At 67.2% G+C, this 20,336-nt stretch carries 19 protein-coding genes; 11 read left to right on the forward strand and 8 right to left on the reverse strand.

Features of this window, described 5'->3' with window-relative positions; translation table 11 throughout:
* Positions 1-8 precede the first annotated feature (8 nt).
* The 4 genes from AC1DYK_RS10830 to AC1DYK_RS10845 are packed head-to-tail and all read left to right on the forward strand — an operon-like array spanning position 9 to position 3,311.
* On the forward strand, positions 9-755 hold the full coding sequence (locus AC1DYK_RS10830; RefSeq protein WP_478166293.1) for an ABC transporter ATP-binding protein: 747 nt from the start codon (positions 9-11) through the stop codon (positions 753-755).
* Positions 752-1,519 (forward strand): ABC transporter permease, encoded by a 768-nt coding sequence (locus AC1DYK_RS10835; RefSeq protein ID WP_478166294.1) that lies wholly within the window; start codon positions 752-754, stop codon positions 1,517-1,519. Before AC1DYK_RS10830 ends, AC1DYK_RS10835 begins: the two co-directional genes overlap by 4 nt.
* Positions 1,516-2,532: an ABC transporter substrate-binding protein gene (locus AC1DYK_RS10840; protein WP_478166295.1), complete on the forward strand. Its 1,017-nt coding sequence runs from the start codon at positions 1,516-1,518 to the stop codon at positions 2,530-2,532. The genes AC1DYK_RS10835 and AC1DYK_RS10840 overlap by 4 nt, the downstream gene beginning before the upstream one ends.
* Complete coding sequence (locus AC1DYK_RS10845; protein ID WP_478166296.1) at positions 2,529-3,311, forward strand: SDR family oxidoreductase; 783 nt, start codon at positions 2,529-2,531, stop codon at positions 3,309-3,311. Before AC1DYK_RS10840 ends, AC1DYK_RS10845 begins: the two co-directional genes overlap by 4 nt.
* Before the next feature lie 16 nt (positions 3,312-3,327).
* On the opposite strand, the gene AC1DYK_RS10850 is transcribed toward AC1DYK_RS10845, so the two are convergent.
* Positions 3,328-3,825 (reverse strand): flavodoxin family protein, encoded by a 498-nt coding sequence (locus AC1DYK_RS10850; protein ID WP_478166297.1) that lies wholly within the window; start codon positions 3,823-3,825, stop codon positions 3,328-3,330.
* A 39-nt stretch (positions 3,826-3,864) separates the two neighbouring features.
* The gene (locus AC1DYK_RS10855; protein WP_478166298.1) at positions 3,865-4,845 is read right to left on the reverse strand and encodes an alpha/beta hydrolase family protein; all 981 of its coding nucleotides are present in this window, start codon (positions 4,843-4,845) and stop codon (positions 3,865-3,867) included.
* 194 nt (positions 4,846-5,039) lie between these two features.
* Between AC1DYK_RS10855 and AC1DYK_RS10860 the strand changes: the two genes are divergently transcribed.
* A complete protein-coding gene (locus tag AC1DYK_RS10860) occupies positions 5,040-5,381 on the forward strand; it encodes a hypothetical protein (RefSeq protein WP_478166299.1) in 342 nt (113 codons plus the stop codon).
* On the opposite strand, the gene AC1DYK_RS10865 is transcribed toward AC1DYK_RS10860, so the two are convergent.
* From AC1DYK_RS10865 to AC1DYK_RS10885, 5 genes are all read right to left on the reverse strand, one after another.
* Positions 5,325-8,327, reverse strand: a complete 3,003-nt coding sequence (locus tag AC1DYK_RS10865; RefSeq protein WP_478166300.1) for a transglycosylase domain-containing protein — start codon at positions 8,325-8,327, stop codon at positions 5,325-5,327. The two genes, AC1DYK_RS10860 and AC1DYK_RS10865, sit on opposite strands and share 57 nt — an antisense overlap.
* 323 nt (positions 8,328-8,650) lie before the next feature.
* Positions 8,651-9,727, reverse strand: a complete 1,077-nt coding sequence (locus tag AC1DYK_RS10870) for an alkene reductase (RefSeq protein WP_478166301.1) — start codon at positions 9,725-9,727, stop codon at positions 8,651-8,653.
* Between the two features lie 75 nt (positions 9,728-9,802).
* Positions 9,803-10,507 carry an SDR family oxidoreductase gene (locus tag AC1DYK_RS10875; protein WP_478166302.1) on the reverse strand — a complete coding sequence of 235 codons (705 nt, stop codon included), beginning with the start codon at positions 10,505-10,507 and terminating at the stop codon, positions 9,803-9,805.
* Positions 10,508-10,537: 30 nt separating this feature from the next.
* Positions 10,538-11,539 carry an NADP-dependent oxidoreductase gene (locus AC1DYK_RS10880; RefSeq protein ID WP_478166303.1) on the reverse strand — a complete coding sequence of 334 codons (1,002 nt, stop codon included), beginning with the start codon at positions 11,537-11,539 and terminating at the stop codon, positions 10,538-10,540.
* A gap of 165 nt (positions 11,540-11,704) precedes the next feature.
* The gene (locus AC1DYK_RS10885; protein ID WP_478166304.1) at positions 11,705-12,310 is read right to left on the reverse strand and encodes a TetR/AcrR family transcriptional regulator; all 606 of its coding nucleotides are present in this window, start codon (positions 12,308-12,310) and stop codon (positions 11,705-11,707) included.
* Between the two features lie 125 nt (positions 12,311-12,435).
* On the opposite strand from AC1DYK_RS10885, the gene AC1DYK_RS10890 reads away from it, so the two are divergent.
* Genes AC1DYK_RS10890 through AC1DYK_RS10900 form a run of 3 tightly spaced genes read left to right on the forward strand, consistent with a single transcriptional unit; the run spans position 12,436 to position 15,587 of the window.
* The gene (locus AC1DYK_RS10890) at positions 12,436-13,758 is read left to right on the forward strand and encodes a C4-dicarboxylate transporter DctA (RefSeq protein WP_478166305.1); all 1,323 of its coding nucleotides are present in this window, start codon (positions 12,436-12,438) and stop codon (positions 13,756-13,758) included.
* Between the two features lie 8 nt (positions 13,759-13,766).
* On the forward strand, positions 13,767-14,465 hold the full coding sequence (locus AC1DYK_RS10895; RefSeq protein ID WP_478166306.1) for a GntR family transcriptional regulator: 699 nt from the start codon (positions 13,767-13,769) through the stop codon (positions 14,463-14,465).
* Between the two features lie 48 nt (positions 14,466-14,513).
* A complete protein-coding gene (locus tag AC1DYK_RS10900; RefSeq protein WP_478166307.1) occupies positions 14,514-15,587 on the forward strand; it encodes an AI-2E family transporter in 1,074 nt (357 codons plus the stop codon).
* Here the strand turns inward: AC1DYK_RS10900 and AC1DYK_RS10905 are convergent.
* On the reverse strand, positions 15,579-16,490 hold the full coding sequence (locus tag AC1DYK_RS10905) for a LysR family transcriptional regulator (RefSeq protein ID WP_478166308.1): 912 nt from the start codon (positions 16,488-16,490) through the stop codon (positions 15,579-15,581). The genes AC1DYK_RS10900 and AC1DYK_RS10905 overlap by 9 nt on opposite strands.
* 110 nt (positions 16,491-16,600) lie before the next feature.
* Between AC1DYK_RS10905 and gcl the strand changes: the two genes are divergently transcribed.
* From gcl to AC1DYK_RS10920, 3 genes are read left to right on the forward strand one after another with little or no spacing between them, the layout of a single operon-like run.
* Positions 16,601-18,394, forward strand: a complete 1,794-nt coding sequence (gene gcl / locus AC1DYK_RS10910) for a glyoxylate carboligase (protein WP_478157867.1) — start codon at positions 16,601-16,603, stop codon at positions 18,392-18,394.
* Between the two features lie 31 nt (positions 18,395-18,425).
* The gene (gene hyi / locus AC1DYK_RS10915; RefSeq protein WP_478166309.1) at positions 18,426-19,205 is read left to right on the forward strand and encodes a hydroxypyruvate isomerase; all 780 of its coding nucleotides are present in this window, start codon (positions 18,426-18,428) and stop codon (positions 19,203-19,205) included.
* A gap of 24 nt (positions 19,206-19,229) precedes the next feature.
* Positions 19,230-20,132: a 2-hydroxy-3-oxopropionate reductase gene (locus AC1DYK_RS10920; protein WP_478166310.1), complete on the forward strand. Its 903-nt coding sequence runs from the start codon at positions 19,230-19,232 to the stop codon at positions 20,130-20,132.
* Positions 20,133-20,336: the final 204 nt, after the last annotated feature.

Here is a 20,336-nt window from a genome sequence, read left to right on the forward strand (position 1 = left end):
AATCAGCCGTGAGCTTCCTCGACATCGACAAGGTGGGCTTCACCTACCCCGGCTGGCCGCCGGTGGTGCGCAGCGTCGACTGGACCATCGCGCAAGGCGAGTTCCATTGCCTGGTCGGGCGCAGCGGCTGCGGCAAGACCACCCTGCTCAAGCTCGCCGCGGGCCTGCTGCATCCTCACACGGGCCGCATCCGGTTGCAGGGCAAGGAGGTGGTCGCGCCCGGCCCGCAGCTCGGCTTCGTGTTCCAGTCGCCGACCCTGCTCGAGTGGCATCGCGTGATCGACAACGTGCTGCTGCCGGTGTCGCTGCAACACAAGCCCACCGCACAGGAGATCGACAAGGCCGAGCAGTTGCTCGCGCTGCTCGGCCTGTCGGCCCATGCGCAGCACTACCCCCGGCAGCTGTCGGGCGGCCAGCAGAGCCGCGTGGCCCTGGCGCGCGCATTGATCCTGGAGCCGGCGCTGCTCTTGCTGGACGAACCTTTTGCCGCGCTGGACGCGATCACCCGCGGCGAACTGCAGGACGACCTGCTGCAGATGTGCCGCCTGCGCCGCACCACCGTCCTGTTCGTGACGCACGACATCGCCGAGGCGGTGTATCTGGGCGACCGGGTCGCGGTGATGGACCGCGGCCGGATCGTCCGGGACATCCGCGTCGAGGTGAGCAGGCCGCGCGCGCCGGCGATGCGGTACGGCGCGGCCTTCAACCTGCATTGCGCGCAAGTGCGCGATGCGATGGACCTGGCGACGGCATGAAGTCGATCTCCCCACGCACACAGCTCGGCTCCTGGGCGCTGCTGCTCGCGTTGCTCGCGGGATGGGAGCTGGCAGCGCGCGCTTCCGGCATTCCGGCCCTGGTCCTGCCGGCGCCTTCGGCGGTGATGAAGTCGCTCTGGATGGGCCTGTCGACCGGCTACCTGTGGCCCCACATCCGAACGACCGCCCTCGAGCTGGTGCTCGGGCTGTTCGCCGGCTGCCTGATCGGTTTCATCAGCGGCGTGGCGATGGCCGAGTCGGCGCTGCTGCAGCGCGTGCTGAAGCCGTATGTCGTGATCAGCCAGGTCATCCCCAAGCTGGCGCTGGCGCCGCTCTTCATCGTGTGGTTCGGCTTCGGCATGACGTCGACGGTGGTGATCACGGCGCTGATCTGCTTCTTCCCGTTGATGGAAAACACCGTGACCAGCCTGCAGCAGGTCGACCCGCAACGGCTGGAGCTGTTCCGGATGCTGGGCGCCACGCGGCGCCAGACCCTGCTGCGCCTGAAACTGCCTGCCGGCCTGCCCGGGATCCTGGCGGGCTTGCGGGTGGCGGTGGTGCTCGCGCTGGTCGGGGCGGTGGTCGGCGAGTTCATCGGCGCCAGCCAGGGGCTCGGCGCGCTGATCATCGCCTCGCAGGGAATGATGGACACGCCGCTGATGTTCGCGGTGCTGGTGGTCATCGCCGTGCTCGGCCTCGCGCTCTACCAGATCACGCTCGCAGTCGAGAAGCGACTGCTGCGGCCCTACACCCGAATCTCATGAGGAACACGACCTTGAACACACCCATCGCACGCCGCCGCACACTGCTGGCAACCGCCGCGCTATTCACCCTGATCGCTACTGGCGGGGCCAACGCCGGTGACGCGCCGGAGAAGATCACCGTGGCCGGCTGGAGCAAGCCGATCACCGAGATCACGCACCTGCTGGCCGAGCCCGACAAGGGCATCTTCAAGGCCAACGGGATCGACCTGGCCTACGTGTCCGGCGCCGGAGGGGGCGACGCGATCCGCAACATCCTCACCGGCCAGGCGGACGTGGCCTTCACCGACCCTGGCGCATTCTTCTCGGCCCTCGACAAGGGCGAGAAGCTGCGGGCGATCTACGACATCTACCCGCAGAACGTCTTCAACGTGGTCTCGCTCAAGTCCGCCAACATCACCAGGCCGGCCGACCTGAAGGGCAAGAAGATCGGTGTCTACAGCCTGTCCAGCGGCACCCGGCAGAACCTGCTGGTGCTGCTGCATCAGGCCGGCCTGTCCGAATCCGATGTCACCATCGTCGTCACCGGGCTGTCGAACTTCGCGCCGCTGCTGCAAGGCCAGGTCGATGCGACCGCCGCCACCGACACCGGCTTGCTGGTGGGCAAGCGCAAGGGGGTGGGCGAGGTCAACGTGATGGAGGTGCGCAACTACCTGAACGTGTCGAGCGACCTGTTCGTAGTCCGGGAACAGGTCTACCAGCAGAAGAAGCCGTTGCTCAAGCGGTTCCTGAAGGCCTATCGCGAGAGCGCGGCCTGGATGATCGCCAACCCCGAGGAGGCGGCCGGCCTGGCCATGAAACACGCTATCGACGGGACCGACCGCGCCGCCAACCTGGAGATCATTCGCTTGCGCAATGCCGCCAGCGTGTCGGCCACCACCGCGAAGAACGGTCTTGGCGCGTTCGACCTGGAGTCGCTGCAGAAGGCCGCGGATGCCTATCGCAAGCTGGGCCTGATCGAGCGCGACATCAAGATCTCGGACGTCGTCAGCACGGAACTGCTGCCTGCGCAATGAAGGAGGACACCGTGAAGTTCGAGGGCAAGGTGGTGCTGGTGACCGGTGCGAGCCGCGGCATCGGCGCCGCCATTGCGCAGGCCTTCGCGAGCGAAGGCGCGACGGTGCTGGTCAACCACCTGAGCAACGACGCCGCGGCCGCCGAGGTGGTCGCGCATTGCAAGGCGGCCGGTGGTGACGCCTGGGCCGTGAAGGCCGACGTCAATTCGGCGACGGCCGTGCAGGCCATGGTGGAACAGGCCCTGGACGAAGCGGGCCGCATCGATGTGGTGGTCAACAACGCCTTCCGGCCGTATGCCTTCGACCCGCAGCGCCGCACCTTGTTCGGCGACATGGCGTGGCCGGACTACCTGGCGCAGTTCGAAGGCGCCGTCGGCAGCGCATACAACGTCTGCCAAGCGGTGCTGCCGCACTTCAGGCAACGCACCCAGGGCAACATCGTCAACATCGTCAGCGACCTGGTCGAACGGCCGGTGATCCCGTACCACGACTACACGACCGCCAAGTCGGCGCTGGTCGGCTTCAGCCGCAACCTGGCCGCCGAACTGGGGCCGCTCGGCATCCGCGTCAATTGCGTCGCCCCCGGCCTGGTCTACCCGACGCAGGCCAGCAGCGCGACCCGGGAAGAATTCCGCGAGTCGCTGATCGCCGCAACGCCGCTGCGGCGGATCGCGCGGCCCGAGGACGTCGCCGGCCCGGTGCTGTTTCTCGCTTCCGAATGGAGCCGGTTCATGACCGGACAGGTGCTGTTCGTCGACGGCGGCCTGGTGATGAAGTGAAGACTTCCGGCCGGCGTCAGAACACGCCGAGCGCCAGTCCCGCGGCCAGCGCGGCGCCCAGTTCGCGGCATTGCGCGAGGTCCTCGGCACCGATCTGCTTGGGCCGCGCGATGGCCTCGGGCGTCTGCGCATGGGTGCACACGATCAAGGCCGGCGCGACGCAGCGCAGGCGCCAGCCGGTCGCGATGCGGTCGATCTGCCGAGCGGCGTTCTGGCCATCGCTGCCGGCGCACACCAGCGTGGCGTAGGGCCGGCCGTTCACGCGGTCGAGCGCGGCGTAGTAGCAGCGGTCGAAGAAGTCCTTCATCAGCCCGGCCATCGCGGCGAGGTTTTCGGGCGTGGCGAACACATAGCCGTCAGCGCCCAGCACGTCGTCGGGCTGGGCCTGCGGCGCATGCAGCAGGCGCACAAGCACATCGGGTTCGCCGCGCGCGCCTTCGGCGGCGGCCTGCGCCATCTGCGCGGTGCCGCCGGTCATGGTGTGGTAGACCACGAGCAGCGTCTTGGAAGTCATGCCGCCCAGCATAGCGGCCCGGCCCGATGACGGGCGAAATCAGTCGTCCTTGCCCCTGGAGCGATCGTCGAGCTGTTCGAATGCGGCCTGCCAGGTCTGCGGCGAATTCAGGATGCCGAGGTGACCGGTGTGCAGGAGGGGATCGTAGGCGCCCTGCCCGGTGAGAACGATCTCGCGCGCGCCGCGCAGGCTGGCGCTCCGGGAGAAGTCCGTCGGCTTGCCGAACGAATCCACGGCGGGCACCGGCGCGACCGAGCCGTCCTGCACCGGGAAGTAGACGAAACTGGCATCGCCGTTGCGGATCACCAGCACGCGCGTGGGCCCTTCGTTCTCGTTGCGGCCGTTGAGCAGGCGCAGGAAGGGCGTGTCGGGCGAGCCGAGTTCCTGACACACGTCGCTCGCTGGCGTGAAGCCGCCTGCCGCCGGGGCCCGCCAGTAGTTGGCGGGGTCGGGAGAGCAGTTGATGATGCCGTGGTTGGGCCCGTCGATGGCCACGAAGCGGCGCACCATATGCTGCGCCTCGTCCTGCCGCATCCACTCGCGCGCGAGCGTCACGCCCAGACTGTGCCCGACGATGTCCACCCGCCTGGCGCCCGTGAAGTCCATCACCGCGCGCACGAAGCGGCGCAGGTCGGGCACGTTGGCCGCGTTGGTGTGGGCGATGCTCGAACGGCGTGTCTGGTCCGCGGCCAGGTCGCACTGGTCGCCCTGGTAGCCCACGCCCCAGAGTTCGCTGGTGGCATAGCCGTTGTCGGCGAAGTACTGCGCCATCGCCTGAACGCGCCCGTAGGGGTTGCAGGCAGTGGGAAACGGTGTGTCGTTGTTGCCGTGAATGAAGATCACCGGCGTTCGCGTCACCGGTCCGGCGGCGCCAAAGCCGATGAGCGGCCGGGCGAGCGAGGTGTCTTCGATCGAAGGGAAGCCCGGTGGCAGCATGTTGCCCACGAGGCCCGCTGCCTGCACGGCGGCCGCGGTCACGAAGGCGGCGAGAGCAGCGGTAAAACGAATCCACGATTTCATCGGCGGGCTCCTTCCTCAGCGCCGGCGATGATGCCGGCAAAAGCCGGCCCTGACAAGGTTCGCGACGCGCGTCAGGCGGCGCCTGCCCCATCCTCAAGCGGGCAGATCACGACGGACTTGTTACTCACCGCTGCGCCACGGAGTGAATAGAGTGGTCGCCAGGCGCCATCCGAGGCGCCCCCGAAAGAGCGGCGATGACCGGCAAGAAAAGCAAGGAAGGCCCCGGTGGGCATCTGGTACTGCATCCCAAGAATTGCGACGCGCAACCTTCAGGCCGCGTCGCTCAGGCACTCGACATCTATCGAAGCATTGCTTCTTGCAGTCGCCACCTGGCTCGGAGCGACGACGTCCACGCGCTCACAGCGGCGGTCATGTTGCCCTGCTACCAAGCGCAGTTCTACAGGCTGGCGCGCGAATTCACCCGTGCGGAGGCGAACGAGCTGGCGTCGGTCCTTGGGCGGCTTCGCGACTCCCAGCAGCTATCCATCGCCCCCGCACCCGCCTCGCTGGAGCACGAGCTGGAGTTGCGACCCTAGCGACTTCAGCAGCTGGGTCGGCAGTGCGCTCGTGAACCGATAGCGGGCCGCATAGGGTTCGTGCACGTAGGCCATGATGGTGCCGAAGTAGCGGTCGCCGATCATGAAGACGAAAGTGGCCGAGCGGTCGATCTTGCGCTCCGAGATCACCCGCCCGCCGCGGCCGATGCGTTGCAAGCGGTGGTCGCCGGTGCCGGTCTTGCCGCCGATCTCGATCACGCGGCCGTCCGCGTCCTTGAGCGCACCCTGGAGCCGCCCGGCGGTGCCGCCGTGCACCACTTCGACGAGCGCGCCGCGTACTGTCGCCGCCACCTCGACGGACATCACCCGTTCGACCCGCGCGTTGCGCGGCTCGAGCCGGGTCTCGTAGGGCGTGTCGCGCGCGAAGTGCAATGCGCCGACCCGCTGCGTCGGCAGGCGCACACCGTCGTTGACGATGATGCCCATCAGCTCCGCCAACGCGGCCGGCCGGTCGCCAGACGCGCCGATCGCGCTCGCGTAGGAGGGCGTGAGTGATGCGAACGGGTAACCGAGTCGCTGCCAGGATTGATGGATTTGCGCGAAGGCGTCGAGCTCGATCAGTTCGCGCACGCGCCTGTCCTGCGCGCCCTTGTGGCGCGTCTTGAAGAGCCAGGCGTAGACCTCCTGGCGTTCGCGCGTGCTGGCGTCCAGCACCTCGGTCAGCGACGCGCCGGGGTGACGCCGCAGGTAGCCGACCAGCCAGAGCTCGAGCGGATGCACGCGCGCGACATAGCCGCGATCCGCGAGCGACAAGCCGGCGTAGGTGGTGCGCAGCGCCCGCAGTGCGCGCGGCGAGGCAGCGCCGCGGCCCGTCTGCCGGATCAGCAGCGCGTCGAGCTGCGCCTCGTCGGCCTCGGGCTCGATCGTGAACAGCACGCTCGCCAGGCGCGGCGCCGACGGCCTCACGCCGCGCAGCAGCAGCGCCTCGGCGCCCGCGGCGGGCTGACGCTGGTACTTGCGATAGAAGCGCACGAGGTAGGCCGAGCCTTCGCGGTCGGCGAAGCGCGCGAGCATCTCGCGCCGACCCGGGTCGGCCGAGTCCTTCAGCATGCGCTCGGCATTCGATTCGCCGCCGTACATCCGGTGGCGCACCAGATCGCGCATCAGGCGGATGAACACCAGGTTGACCGAGTGCTTGAAACCCTCTCGCACCGTCATCGAGCTGCCGCCGTGAGAGCGCTCGAAGTTTGCGAACTGGTGCATGCCGCCGCCGGTGAAAAAGGCCTCCGACGGGCTCGCAGAGTACCGGCGCTGCATGGCGGCCTCGAGCATCGGCGCAAGGCTGCGGTCCTTGGCGCGCAGGAGGTATTGCCGCGCCCAGGCGCCCAGCGGATCGCGCGGGCTCACCGCCAGCGCCGACAGATCGGCGGCGCTCAGATCGGCCCAGCGCGCGTGCAGCTCGGCGACGAGCTCCAGGTAGCTCACCAGGGTGCGAAGCTTGGCCGTCGAGCCCAGGTCCAGTCGCGCGCCCTGGTTCACGTCGAAGGGCTGGTCGATGTTGTCAGCCTGGATGCGCAGCAGGTTCGCGCTTGCGCCGCGCTCGAACAGCGTGAAGCTGTAGACCAGGGGGGCGGGGTCCGCGCCGGGGTCGAGCATGTGGAAGCCGACCAGTCCCGCCGCCTTCGCCGCGGCGGGCGTGCGCAGGCCGGCGAGAATTCGCGCCACCAGCGCTTGCGCCTCGCCGTCGAGGCTGGTTTCCGCCTCGAGGTCGAGACGCTCGAGGTCGTAGGCGCGCGGGACGTCGAGCAAGGTGGAGATGTGGGTGCGCAGCGCGCTCACGGCCTTGCGCTGGACGAAGTCGGTCCTCGGCGCCGGCGGCAGCTCGGGCTGCAGACGCAGGGGGAGCGGCAGTGCCGCATCCCGAAGCGAAGGCGATATCACCCCGGCTTCGGCCATCAGCCGCAGATAGCTGTCGGTCAGCCGCGTCAGGCCCATGCCGTCGCCGAGCAGATGCTGCGACGGGCGGCGCTGCGCGATCATCAGCGACAGCGCCTGCTTGAAGGCTTCGGCCTGGCGCTGGAGCGCTTCTTCCGCGGTCGCGGCGCTTTCGTCGTAGTCGGCGAGCAGGCGGTTGACTTCGCCGAAGTCGCGGCCGTACCAGGCCCACAGGCCGTCGCCCAGGCCGTGCACCTCGCCGATGCCGGGGCGCGCGGCCAGAGGCACCGTATCGAGGTAGTCGACGACGATCTGGCGGCGCCGCGTCAGCGTGTCCTCGCCGTCCTGGTAGGCGCGCAGCGAGGCTGAGGTCATCTGGCGCAGCTTCTCGCCGATGGACGCGGTGCGGCCGTGGGGGGAATGGCGGTACTTCTCGATCTGGGTCGCCAGCGTGCTGCCACCCGTCGCCGCCCGGCTCGGGTCAACGGCCCGGTGGGCCTGTTCGAGCGCGGCCTTCGCGAATCGCTCCGGATCGACCGCGGGGTTGCGCTGCGGCGGCTGCGCGTCCAGCAAGTGGCGGTCCTCGACGAACAGCATGGCGCGCACCAGCAGCGGCGGAACCTCCTCGAAACGCTCGTACACGCGCGTCGGCACGCGCGTGTGCAGCAGCTTTGCATCGCGGCAGTCGCGCACGGTCAAGCCGGCCTGATTCTTCTCCCGGTAAGGGATGAAAAGCTTGCGCTCCTGCAGTTCGATCAGCCGCGGCGACATGCGGGCCTGGCGGGTGATCGCGAAGCCCAGGGGCTCCAGACGCTCGATGAAGCCTGGCAGCTGGTCGTAGCCCAGCCGCTCATCGTAGGGCCCGGTATGGGGGAAGCGGATGGCATCGCTGGCACCGGCGTCGACACTGAAGCGGGCACCGCTGGCGAGGTCGCGCCACAGGGCCGATTGCAGCCGGGAAGTCTTCAATTCGTCGACCGCGAATGAGACAAGCGCACCCACGACGGCGACCCCAGCGCCGATCCAGAAAACCTTCTTGATCCATGTCATGCCCTGCCCTGCCTCGCACGCAGTCCGCACCGTGGTGCTCGTCAAACGGGATGATGCGCCTTCCGCAGCCACTTGGCTCGTGCTTGACGGCCTTCAATGTTGTAAAAAATTCCATGCGAAGCACGATCCAGGCGCCCGTCGAAGGCGAGCCAGGGCGTGCGGCGACCCCCGTTTCGCAGTGGTCATTGCGGTGCAACAAAGCATGCGATCGAGCATCCCTCGGCCGGCCGCTGATGAAGCTATGCTGGCCTGCACGACCGCCGAGCCAGCCGGGCGGCAGCTCAGGACTTGGTAGCGGTCGCTTGTGGCGGTATCACATCAAGTCAGGCCGCAAGTGCCGGATAGTCGGTGTAGCCCTTTGAACCAGGGGTGTAGAAGGTCGCCATGTCTGCGGCATTCAGCGCTGCTTCGGCCCGCATGCGCTCCACCAGGTCGGGATTGGCGAGGAACGGGCGGGCGAAAGCGATGAGATCCGCCTGGCCTGCCCTGAGCGCACTTTCGGCACTGCCGCGATCGAAGCCGCCAGCAAGGATGAACAAACCCTGGAACGCACCGCGAAGCCGGGACTTCAATTCGGCAGGCACCGACGGCGCGCCCATTGCCGAATGGTCCAGCAAGTGGATGTACTGCAAGCCAAGCCTCGACAGTTCCTGAGTGAGCGCCAAGTACTGAGCGTCGACGTCGGGGAACGCGCCCGTGCTGTTGAACACGCCATAGGGCGACACCCGGATCCCGACGCGATGAGCGCCGACGGCGGCCGCAGTGGCGCGGGAAACTTCAAGCGCGAAGCGATTGCGGCCTTCGATGCTGCCACCGTAGGCGTCGGTGCGCAGGTTCACATTGGCGTTCAGGAATTGCTCGATCAGATAGCCGTTCGCGGCGTGCAGCTCGACGCCGTCGAATCCCGCTTCGATGGCCAACTGCGCTGACTTCGCATACTCGTCGACGGCATGGGCGATGTCGGTCGCCGTCATCGCTCGCGGGGTGCTGTGCGGCTGCATGCCCTGTGAGTCGGTGTACATCTCGCCGGGGCACGCCATGGCCATCGGCCCGAGAACCTCCGCGCCTGCTGGCAGGTTGGCCACGTGGGCCACGCGGCCGGTGTGCATGAGCTGCGCGAAGATCTTGCCGCCCTTGGCGTGGACCGCATCGGTGATCGCCTTCCATCCACGCACCTGTGCACCGTTGAAGAGTCCGGGGATGCGGGGGTAGCCCAGGCCGTTGGGCGAGGGCGACGTGCCCTCGCTGACAATCAGGCCCGCCGAAGCACGCTGGCCGTAGTACTCGGCCATCAATACGTTGGGGGTGTTGGCATCGACGGCACGGCTGCGCGTCATCGGTGCCATGACGGCGCGGTTGGCGAGTTGAATCGACGCGGCGGTGAGAGGTTCAAACAGCATGAGGGTCCTTGAGTGAGTGCAGGTCGTTCGAGACTTTGTCGTTGGCACAGGGTGGGCCGCAATCGAATTCGGGCCTCAGGAGGCCTGTGGCAGGTAGCTGGGCCTGGCCGCCGTCATCCCGCGCTTGACTTGCAGCGTGAGTTCATCGGCCAGCACCTCATCGAGGCCCGATTCGAGTCCATCGAGCGCGCGCCTGACAATCTGCTCGGGACTGGACTTCGGCACATCGAACCCGTGCGTGAGGTCGGTATCGACGTAGGCCATGTGCAGTGCCAGCACCTGCGTCTTCTGCGCCGCCAGTTCGTGGCGCAGGGCATTGGTGAGCGACCAGGCGGCGGACTTGCTGGCCGAATAGGCGGCCAGTTCGCCGCCGTTCACCCATGAGGCGACCGACAACACATTGAGCAAACCGCCACCGCCGTTGGCCTCGAGAGCCGGTGCAAAGGCCCGGCTCACGCGCAACATGGCGAAGAAGTTGGTCTCGAAGATGCGTCGCGCGATCTCTTCGCTGTCCGGCGCAAGAAAGCCTCCGGCTTGGGCAATGCCGGCGTTGTTGATCACGAGCGTCACATCCGACGCTCGCTCTGCGGCGGCCGCCACGTCGTCTGACCTGGTGACGTCAAGTCGCAGGGGCTGCACACCGGCTTGCATGACGGCCGCGGGGTCGCGCGCTCCGGCGTAGACCTTGCGGGCACCGCGGACGAGCAACTCGCGGGTGAATGCCAGGCCGATGCCACGATTGGCACCGGTGACGAGGACAACAGCGTTTTCAATCTTCACAATGAAACTCCATGGTTGGGAAAAACAGGCTCACTTGATCTGGACGACGACCTTGCCCTTCGCGCGGCCTGCTTCGACGTAAGCCAGGGCCTCGTTGGTCGACTCGAACGGAAAGACCCGATCGATCACAGGCCGGATGGCCTCCGCTTCGATGAGTCGGGTGATCTCGCGCAGTTGGCTCCCATTCGCCTTCATGAAGAGGAACGAGTAGCCGATGCCTCGGCCTTGCGCCTTGCGCCTGACGCCTGAGCTCATCAGCCACATGACCAGTTTCACGAATCCGGGTGCCCCGATTTCCTTGCCAAATTCGGGGTCAGGCGGTCCCGAGATGGAGATGAGCTTCCCACCTCGTTGGAGCACGCCAAGTGACTTTTCGAGGGTCTTGCCATCCTGGCTGTTCAGGACCACGTCGCAATCGCGCAAGACGTCCTCGAAGTCCCGCGTCTTGTAGTCGATGACGACGTCTGCACCCAGGCTCTTCACCAGTCCGACATTGGCAGTGCTCGTCGTCGTCGCGACAGCTGCGCCCAGATGCTTGGCCAACTGGATCGCGAAAGTGCCTACGCCGCCGGAGCCTGCCTGAATGAAGACCTTTTGCCCCTTCTTCAGGTTGGCCTTCTCGATCAGTGCCTGCCATGCCGTCAAGCCCACCAGGGGAATGGAAGCGGCTTCCTGCATCGTGAGGTTCTTCGGTTTGAGGGCAAGCGATGCCTCCTTGACCGGGACGAACTGGGCGAACGCGCCGATCCGGAAATCATCCAGCCGGGCATAGACTTCATCGCCCGGCCTGAACTGCCGCACCCGTGGTCCCGCCTTGACCACGACACCTGCCACATCGTGTCCCAGGATGAGCGGCAGGCGATAGGGCAGGATGAGCTTGAATTCTCCGTCCCTGATCTTGGCGTCCAGCAGGTTCACGCCGGCGGCATGGACCTCGACCATGACCTCGTCATCGTGCAGTTCCGGAGTCGGCATCTCTGTCGGCCGCAACGCGCGCTGTTTGCCATAGCGCTCCAGGACAAATGCTTTCATGAGTCTTCCTTGTTCCTGGTGCACCCGCATGAATCGCGTCGTGAGACTGCGGGGGCCTGGTTCATGACGGTGAATGGGGGGGAGATTGCGTGGGCTGCGGGGCCTTCTGACATGATGATCATCATGCGACAAGACGAACAAATGAGCACGATCCATCGGTGGCTTTCAGTGACCCGCAGCGATCAGGTGCTTGAGCGCGGCCTCGCGCAAATCGTCAGACAGATCCGGCTCATCGACTGCGCGTGACAACAGCAAAGCGCCCACCATGGTGGCGAGGGTCACGATGGCCCGTTCGTGGGCACCGGGCTGTCCCCAGTCCGGCGACTGGCGGGCTACCAGGTCGATCATTTCCTTGATGTGCCGCGTCGTCACTCGACGCACATCGGGAGCCTGGCGTGACGTCTCGGAACCCAGCGCGGCAAGGGGGCATCCTGTGTCGACCTGCCCACAGTGCTCCCTGGAGAGATAGGCGCTGAGCATGGAAGCCAATGCCATGTCGCGGGGCACGCTGGCCACAACGTCAGTCGCGGCGGCAGTGGACTCCGCGCATGCCCTTCCTGCCGCTTCGGCCAACATGGCCTCACGTGAGGTGAAGTGGGAATAGAAGGCGCCATGCGTCAGGCCGGCCTCCTTCATGATGTCGGCGACCCCGGTACCGTCGTATCCGCTGCGACGGATCGCCCGGGCGGCCACGGCCACGATGCGTTCGTGCGTGGCATCCTTGGCTGCGGCTCTGGCATTGGGCTTTCCTTTTCGCATGATGCACATCATACACTGCTCGGCAGCCAGTGACCCGATTCCGGGAATACCCTCAGCGCAATTCGGTGAATCTTGCCTACATTGCTTGTATGCAAGACAACGTGAAGCTTGCATGCAAACCTACACAGGGAACCCCCATGCCACGTTTCGCCAAATCGCTCTTCGGTCAGGTGGTCATCGCGCTGGTGCTCGGCGTCGTCGCGGGCCTCTTCTTTCCCGACTTCGCCGTCAAGCTCAAGCCGCTCGGCGACGGCTTCATCAAGCTGATCAAGATGATCATTCCGGTGCTGGTGTTCTGCGTCGTGGTGCATGGCATCGCCGGCGCGGGCGACCTGAAGCGCGTCGGCCGCGTCGGGGTCAAGGCACTGATCTACTTCGAGGTGCTGACCACGGTCGCGCTGGCCCTCGGGCTGGTGCTCGCCTTCGTCTTCAAGCCCGGCGTGGGCATGAATGTCGATCCATCGAAGCTCGACCCCGCGGCCATGAGCGCCTATGCCTCGAACGCCGACAAGCTCACCAGCGGCGGCACCGTCGAGTTCCTCATGAAGCTGATCCCTACCACGGTGGTCAATGCCTTCGCGACCGGCGACGTGCTTCAGGTGCTGCTGTTCGCGGTGCTGTTCGGCTGCGCGCTGTCGCTGCTCGGCGAACGCGGCCGGCCGGTCGGCGCGGTGGTCGATGCGCTCTCGCTGGTGCTGTTCAAGATCATGGGCATCATCATCAAGCTGGCGCCGCTGGGCGTGCTGGGCGCAATCGCCTTCACGGTCGGCCAGTACGGCATCGGCTCGCTCAAGCAGCTCGGCATGCTGGTCGCGCTGTTCTATTTCTCGGTGCTGTTCTTCGTCTTCGTGGTGCTCGGGCTGGTGATGCGCTTCTCGGGCTTCAGCCTGGTCAAGCTGCTGCGCTACCTGCGCGAGGAACTCACCATCGTCTTCGCCACCACCTCTTCGGACAGCGTGCTGCCGCAGATCATGGCCAAGCTGCGCCACATGGGCATCCGCGACTCGACCGTGGGCCTCGTGATCCCGACCGGCTACTCGTTCAACCTCGACGCCTTCTCGATCTACATCACGCTGGCGGCGGTGTTCATCGCCCAGGCGACCAACACCCCGATCTCGATGGCCGACCTGCTGACCATCCTGGCGATCGCGCTGGTCACCTCCAAGGGCGCGCATGGCGTACCGGGCTCGGCGATCGTGGTGCTGGCGGCCACGTTGCACGCGATTCCGGCGATCCCGGCGATCGGGCTGGTGCTGGTGCTGTCGGTCGACTGGTTCATGGGCATCGCCCGCGCGCTCGGCAACCTGGTCGGCAACTGTGTCGCCACGGTCGCGATCGCCGCCTGGGAGGGCGACATCGACCGCGAGCGGGCCCATGCGGTGCTCAACGGCACCCACTCGCCCGAGGACGAGCCGCTGGCCGAGCCGGGCTCGCCGGCCGCCGTTTCGGCAGCCCATTGAGCAAGCCGATGAGCGACGTCACGCCCACCCATATCGCCGAACGCGTGGTCGAGGCGATCCTGGCGCAGAAGCTCGCGCCCGGCGAGCGGCTCGGCGAGCAGGCGCTGGCGGAGAACTTCGGCGTCAGCCGCACCATGGTGCGCGAGGCCCTGATGCAGCTGCAGGCCCGCGGCTTCGTGGAGGTGCAGTCGCGCCGGGGCTGGTACGTCGTGGAACCCTCGGCCGAGGAAGCGCGCGATGCCTTCGCGGCCCGCCGCATCGTCGAGGCCGGCATCCTGGCCGAAGCCGGGCGGCCGCTCTCGAAGGTGATCCGCAAGCTGCGCGAGCACATCGCCGACGAGAAGCGCGCCATCGCAGGCGCCGACGCCGCCACCCGCGCCTTCCTGCTGGCCGACTTCCATGTCTGCCTGGCCGACCAGATGGGCCACCGCCTGCTGTGCGACGTGCTGCGCGACCTGACGGCGCGCACCACGCTGGCGGCCACGCTGTTCCAGTCGAAGCACGAGGCGGCCGAATCCTGCGCCGAGCATGCTGCCATCGTGGCGGCGCTCGAGGCCGGCGATACGCCGCGCGCCCGCGAGTTGATGCTGGACCACATCGGCAATGTCGAGCAGGCGCTGCAGGTCGAGGCGGCGGCCGGGCCCGATGCCGACGAGCGCCTGCGGGCGACACTCGCGCCACTGGCCCTCCCTCGCGGCCTTCGTTGACACGTTCGGGCTCAAGGGAGCGGCTGTTTCGGCTACAGTCGATCCGGCATGAATACCCCAGCCCTGCAGCGCGGCACGTTCCTCTTCCTGCTGGCGGCCGTCACGATCGCCTTCGGCTGGATCCTCCTCCCCTTCTTCGGCGCCGTGATGTGGGGCCTGGCGCTCGCGATCCTGTTCACGCCGATCTATCGTCGGCTGCTCAGGAAGATGGGCGGCCGGCGCAACCTCGCCGCCATCACCACGCTGCTGATGGCCATGGTGGTGGTGATCATCCCGCTCACCGCGGTCACGGTATCGCTGGTCGAAGAGGTGTCGCTGGTGTCGCAGAAGACCCGCTCCGGCGACATCAGCTTCGCCAGGTATTTCCAGCAGGTGGTGGATGTGATCCCGAAGTGGGCGCTGAGCCTGCTCGACCGCTTCGGTCTTGGCAATGTCGAAGGGCTGATCGCCCAGGTGTCGCAAGCCGCCGCCCGAGGCAGCCAGGTGATCGCGACGCACGCATTGGCGATCGGCCAGAACACCTTTGAATTCATCGTCAGCTTCGGCCTCATGCTGTACCTGTTGTTCTTCCTGCTGCGCGACGGCGCCGACCTGTCGACGAAGGTGCGCGAGTCGCTGCCGCTGGCCAAGCCGCACACCCATTACCTGCTGAACAAGTTCACCACGGTGATCCGCGCCACCATCAAGGGCAACATCGCGGTGGCCGCGACGCAGGGCATCATCGGCGGCGCGACTTTCTCGTTCCTGGGCCTGCAGGGCTCGCTGCTGTGGGGCGTCCTGATGGGCTTCCTGTCGCTGCTGCCGGCCGTCGGTGCGGCGCTGATCTGGACACCGGTCGCCATCTACTTCCTGGCCGTGGGCGCCTTCGGCAAGGGCTTCGTGCTGATCTTCGTCGGCGTCTTCGTGATCGGGCTGGTCGACAACATCCTGCGCCCGCTCCTGGTCGGCAAGGACACGCAGATGCCCGACTACATGGTGCTGATGTCGACCATCGGCGGGATCGCGCTGTTCGGCATCAACGGCTTCGTGATCGGGCCGGTGATCGCGGCGCTGTTCATGGCGGCCTGGGACCTGTTCGCCTCCTCGAAAGAGGACAGCGGCCACGTGCCGCCGCTACCCTGAGCGAGCGCTCCACCACGCCTCGCCGAAGCGGCCCTGGAGAAAAGCCACGAAGCTCGACACCTTGCCCGGCACCAGCTTGGGCGAGGGGAAGACGGCATGGATCTCCTGCTCGGGCAGCGCGTGATCGGCCAGCACTTCGCTCACCTGCCCTGACGCCAGCGAATCGCTCGCCACGTAGCGCGGCATCAGCGCGATGCCGAGGCCGGCGCGCGCGGCGGCCAGCACCGCCGAGACATTGTTCGAGCGCAGGCGCCCCGAGACCGGCACCGTGACCGGCTCGCCGCGTGGCGTGTGCAGGTGCCAGACGTCGTCGCCGACCACGCTGCTGTAGATCAGCGCCACGTGGGCGCTCAGGTCCTGGGCCCTTTTGGGCGTTCCGTGCTTCTTGAGATAGGCCGGCGCGGCCACCATGACCCAGGGATTCATGCCCAGGAAGCGCGCGCCGAGCGAGGAATCGGCCAGCTTTCCCATGCGGATCGCGACGTCGATGCCCTGCGCCACCAGGTCGACATAGCGGTCCTCGAAGCTCAGGTCGACCTGCACCTGCGGGTGGCGCGCCATGAATTCCAGCGCCAGCGGCACCACGATGCGGCGGCCGAACGCGGTCGAGGTGCCGATGCGCAGCAAGCCCTGCGCCTGCGATTGCCGCAGCTGGACGATGCTCTCGGCCTCCTCGGCGTCGCGCACGATGGCCTTGCACTTCTCGTAGTAGAGCGCGCCCGATTCGGTCAGGCTGACGCCGCGGGTGTTGCGGTTCAGCAGGCGCGCCTTCAGGCGCGCCTCGGTGGCCGCGACCTGCTTGGTCACGGTGGGCTGGGTGGTGTTGAACTCGCGCGCCGCCTTGGAGAAGCTCCCGGTCTCCACCACGCGCACGAACATCTCCATCGCCAACAGTCGGTCCATGGCCGGATGCTACTCACTTATTCCGCCCAGGAATAGGCTTTATGGTCCAGCGCCCTCTTCTGCCGACGGGCCCGAATTCCTACAGTCGAGTTCAACCCAAGGAGACTCGCATGGCAAAGATGACCGCGGCCCAGGCCGCCGTGCTCGTGATGGAAAAGGAAGGCGTGACGCAGGCCTTCGGCGTCCCCGGCGCCGCCATCAACCCGTTGTATTCCGCGCTGCGCAAGCAGGGCAGCATCGCCCACATCCTGGCCCGCCACGTCGAGGGCGCCTCGCACATGGCCGAAGGCTACACCCGCGCCGTGGCCGGCAACATCGGCGTGTGCATCGGCACCTCCGGCCCGGCCGGAACGGACATGATCACGGGGCTCTACTCGGCCTGGGCGGACTCGATCCCGATCCTCTGCATCACGGGCCAGGCGCCGCGCGCCCGGCTCTACAAGGAAGACTTCCAGGCGGTGGACATCGAGTCGATCTCCAAGCCGGTCACCAAGTGGTCGGTCACGGTGCGCGAGCCCGGCCAGGTGCCGCAGGTGTTCCAGCAGGCCTTCCACCTGATGCGCTCGGGCCGCCCGGGCCCGGTGCTGATCGACCTGCCCTTCGACGTGCAGATGGCGCAGATCGAGTTCGACATCGACACCTACACGCCGCTCGCGCCCTACAAGCCGGCCGCCACGCGGGCCCAGGTCGAGAAGGCCGTCGCCATGCTCAACGCGGCCGAGCGCCCGCTGATCGTGGCCGGCGGCGGCATCATCAACGCGGATGCCAGCGACCTGCTGGTGCGCTTCGCCGAAGCCACCGGCGTGCCGGTGGTTCCCACGCTGATGGCCTGGGGTGCGATCGCCGACGACCATCCGCTGATGGCCGGCATGTGCGGCCTGCAGACCAGCCACCGCTACGGCAATGCGACCATGCTGGCTTCCGACTTCGTGCTCGGCATCGGCAACCGCTGGGCCAACCGCCACACCGGATCGGTCGAGGTCTATACCAAGGGCCGCACCTTCGTCCACGTCGACATCGAGCCGACGCAGATCGGCCGCGTGTTCACGCCCGATCTCGGCATCGTCTCGGATGCCAAGGCCGCCCTCGAGCTCTTCGTGCAGGTGGCCGAGGAGATGAAGGCCCAGGGCCGGTTGCCTGACCGCCGCGAATGGGCCGGCGAATGCCGAGACCGCAAGAAGACGATGCTGCGCAAGACCAACTTCGGCGACGTGCCGATGAAGCCGCAGCGCGTGTACCAGTGCATGAACAACAACTTCAGCCACGACACCTGCTACGTGAGCACCATCGGCCTGTCGCAGATCGCGGCGGCGCAGTTCCTGCACGTCTACAACCCGCGCCACTGGATCAACTGCGGCCAGGCCGGACCGCTGGGCTGGACCATTCCGGCGGCGCTGGGCGTGCGCGCGGCCGACCCGGGCCGCAAGATCGTGGCGCTCTCGGGCGACTACGACTTCCAGTTCATGATCGAGGAGCTGGCCGTGGGCGCGCAGTTCAAGCTGCCCTACATCCACATCGTGGTGAACAACTCCTACCTCGGGCTGATCCGCCAGGCGCAGCGCGGCTTCGAGATGGACTACTGCGTGCAGCTCGGCTTCGACAACATCAATGCCGGCGAGGACAGCGGCGTCGAGCGCAGCTACGGCGTCGACCATCTCAAGGTGGTGGAAGGCCTGGGCTGCAAGGCGATCCGCGTCTACAAGCAGGAAGAGATGACGCCGGCGATCCAGCGCGCCGAGCAGCTGATGGCCGAGTTCAGCGTGCCGGTGGTGATCGAGGTGATGCTCGAACGCGTGACCAACATCGCGATGGGCACCGAGATCGACGCCATCAACGAGTTCGAGGCGCTGGCCGAAGGCCTTGAAGACGCACCGACGGCGATTGCCGCCGCCATGCTTGACTGAAACCCTGCGGGACAGACCAGGAGACCAACACATGCCCAAGTTCGCAGCCAATCTGACGATGCTGTTCAACGAGCTGCCGTTCATGCAGCGCTTCGAGGCCGCCGCGAAGGCGGGCTTCCACGCCGTCGAGTACCTGTTCCCGTACGCCTTCGACAAGAAGGAACTGGCCGCCGCCCTGTGCGACAACCAGCTGGCACAGGTGCTGCACAACCTGCCGGCCGGCAACTGGGACGGCGGCGAGCGCGGCATCGCCTGCCACCCGGACCGCACGGCCGAATTCCGCGAGGGCGTGAGCCGCGCGATCGACTACGCGACGGCGCTGGGATGTCCGCAGGTCAACTGCCTGCTCGGCAAGCTGCCCGAGGGGGTGGCACCGTCCGATGCGCGCAAGGTCGTCGTCGACAACCTGCGCTTCGCGTCGAAGGAGCTGCTGAGCGCGGGCATCCGGCTGCTGATCGAGCCGATCAACACCTTCGACATCCCGGGCTTCTACCTGAGCCGCACCGACCAGGCGCTGGCCCTGATCGACGAAGTCGACTCGCCGAACCTGCGGGTGCAGTACGACATCTACCACGCGCAGCGCATGGAAGGCGAGCTCGGCAACACGCTCACGAAGCACATGGCGCGCATCGGCCACATCCAGCTGGCCGACAACCCGGGCCGCGGCGAGCCGGGCACGGGCGAGATCAACTACGCCTGGCTCTTCAAGCACATCGATTCGCTGGGTTACGACGGCTGGATCGGCTGCGAATACAAGCCGCGCGGCACGACGGTCGAGGGCCTCGGCTGGCGCACCGCCCTCACCTCCTGAGAACAGACGAAAGAAAGCAACGCAATGACCAGCACCACCCAGAAAATCGGCTTCATCGGCCTCGGCATCATGGGCGCGCCGATGGCGGGCCACCTGCTCGAAGCCGGCCACCAGCTGTTCGTCCATACCCACGGCAAGACCCCCGAGCCCTTTGCTTCTCGCGCCACGGTCTGCGCCAGCGGCACCGAGGTCGCGCAGCAGGCCGACATCGTCTTCATCATGGTGCCGGACACGCCGGACGTGGAGAAGGTGCTGTTCGGCGAGGCTGGCGTCGCGGCCGGTCTCTCCAAGGGCAAGACGGTGGTCGACTGCAGCTCGATCGATCCGATCGCGACCAGGGCCTTCGCCGCCCGGATCGCCGAGCTCGGCTGCGCCTACGTCGACGCCCCGGTCTCGGGCGGCGAGGTCGGCGCCAAGGCGGCCAGCCTCACGATCATGTGCGGCGGCGACGAAAGCGACTTTGGCCGTGTGCGGCCGCTGCTCGAGAAGATGGGCAAGAACATCACGCTGGTGGGCGGCGTCGGCGACGGCCAGGTGTGCAAGGTGGCCAACCAGATCATCGTCGCGCTCAACATCGCGGCGGTCGGCGAGGCGCTGGTGTTCGCCTCCAAGGCCGGGGCCGATCCGGCCAAGGTGCGGCAGGCGCTGATGGGCGGCTTCGCCTCGTCGCGCATCCTCGAGGTCCATGGCGAGCGCATGATCAAGCGCACCTTCGCCCCGGGGTTCCGCATCGCGCTGCACCAGAAGGACCTGAACCTTGCGCTGCAGGGGGCTCGCGCGCTGGGGGTGGCGCTGCCGCAGACCGCGAGTGCGGCGCAGCTGATGAACGCCTGCGCGGCGCTGGGGTACGGGCAGGAGGACCATTCGGCGCTGGTGCGGGCGCTGGAGGCGATGGCGCAGCATCCGGTGGCGGGAGACTTGGGTTAAGTGTTTTTGACGGCGGGTGTGGCGGCGGCGGGCGGTAGGCCCCGGGCCGGCCGACGTCACCGGCCGCTTCGCGGCTGCCCTGCGCTGCTCGCGACAGGCGGGGTCCGCGCAAACTCGCTCCACTGCGTTGCGCTCAAACACGCGCGGCCCTTTTTCCGCCTGCCGCTGCGCTGCTCGGCGGTGCCTCAACGGCCGGCCCAGGGC

It is taken from the genome of Variovorax sp. P2_H12 (assembly GCF_056403395.1).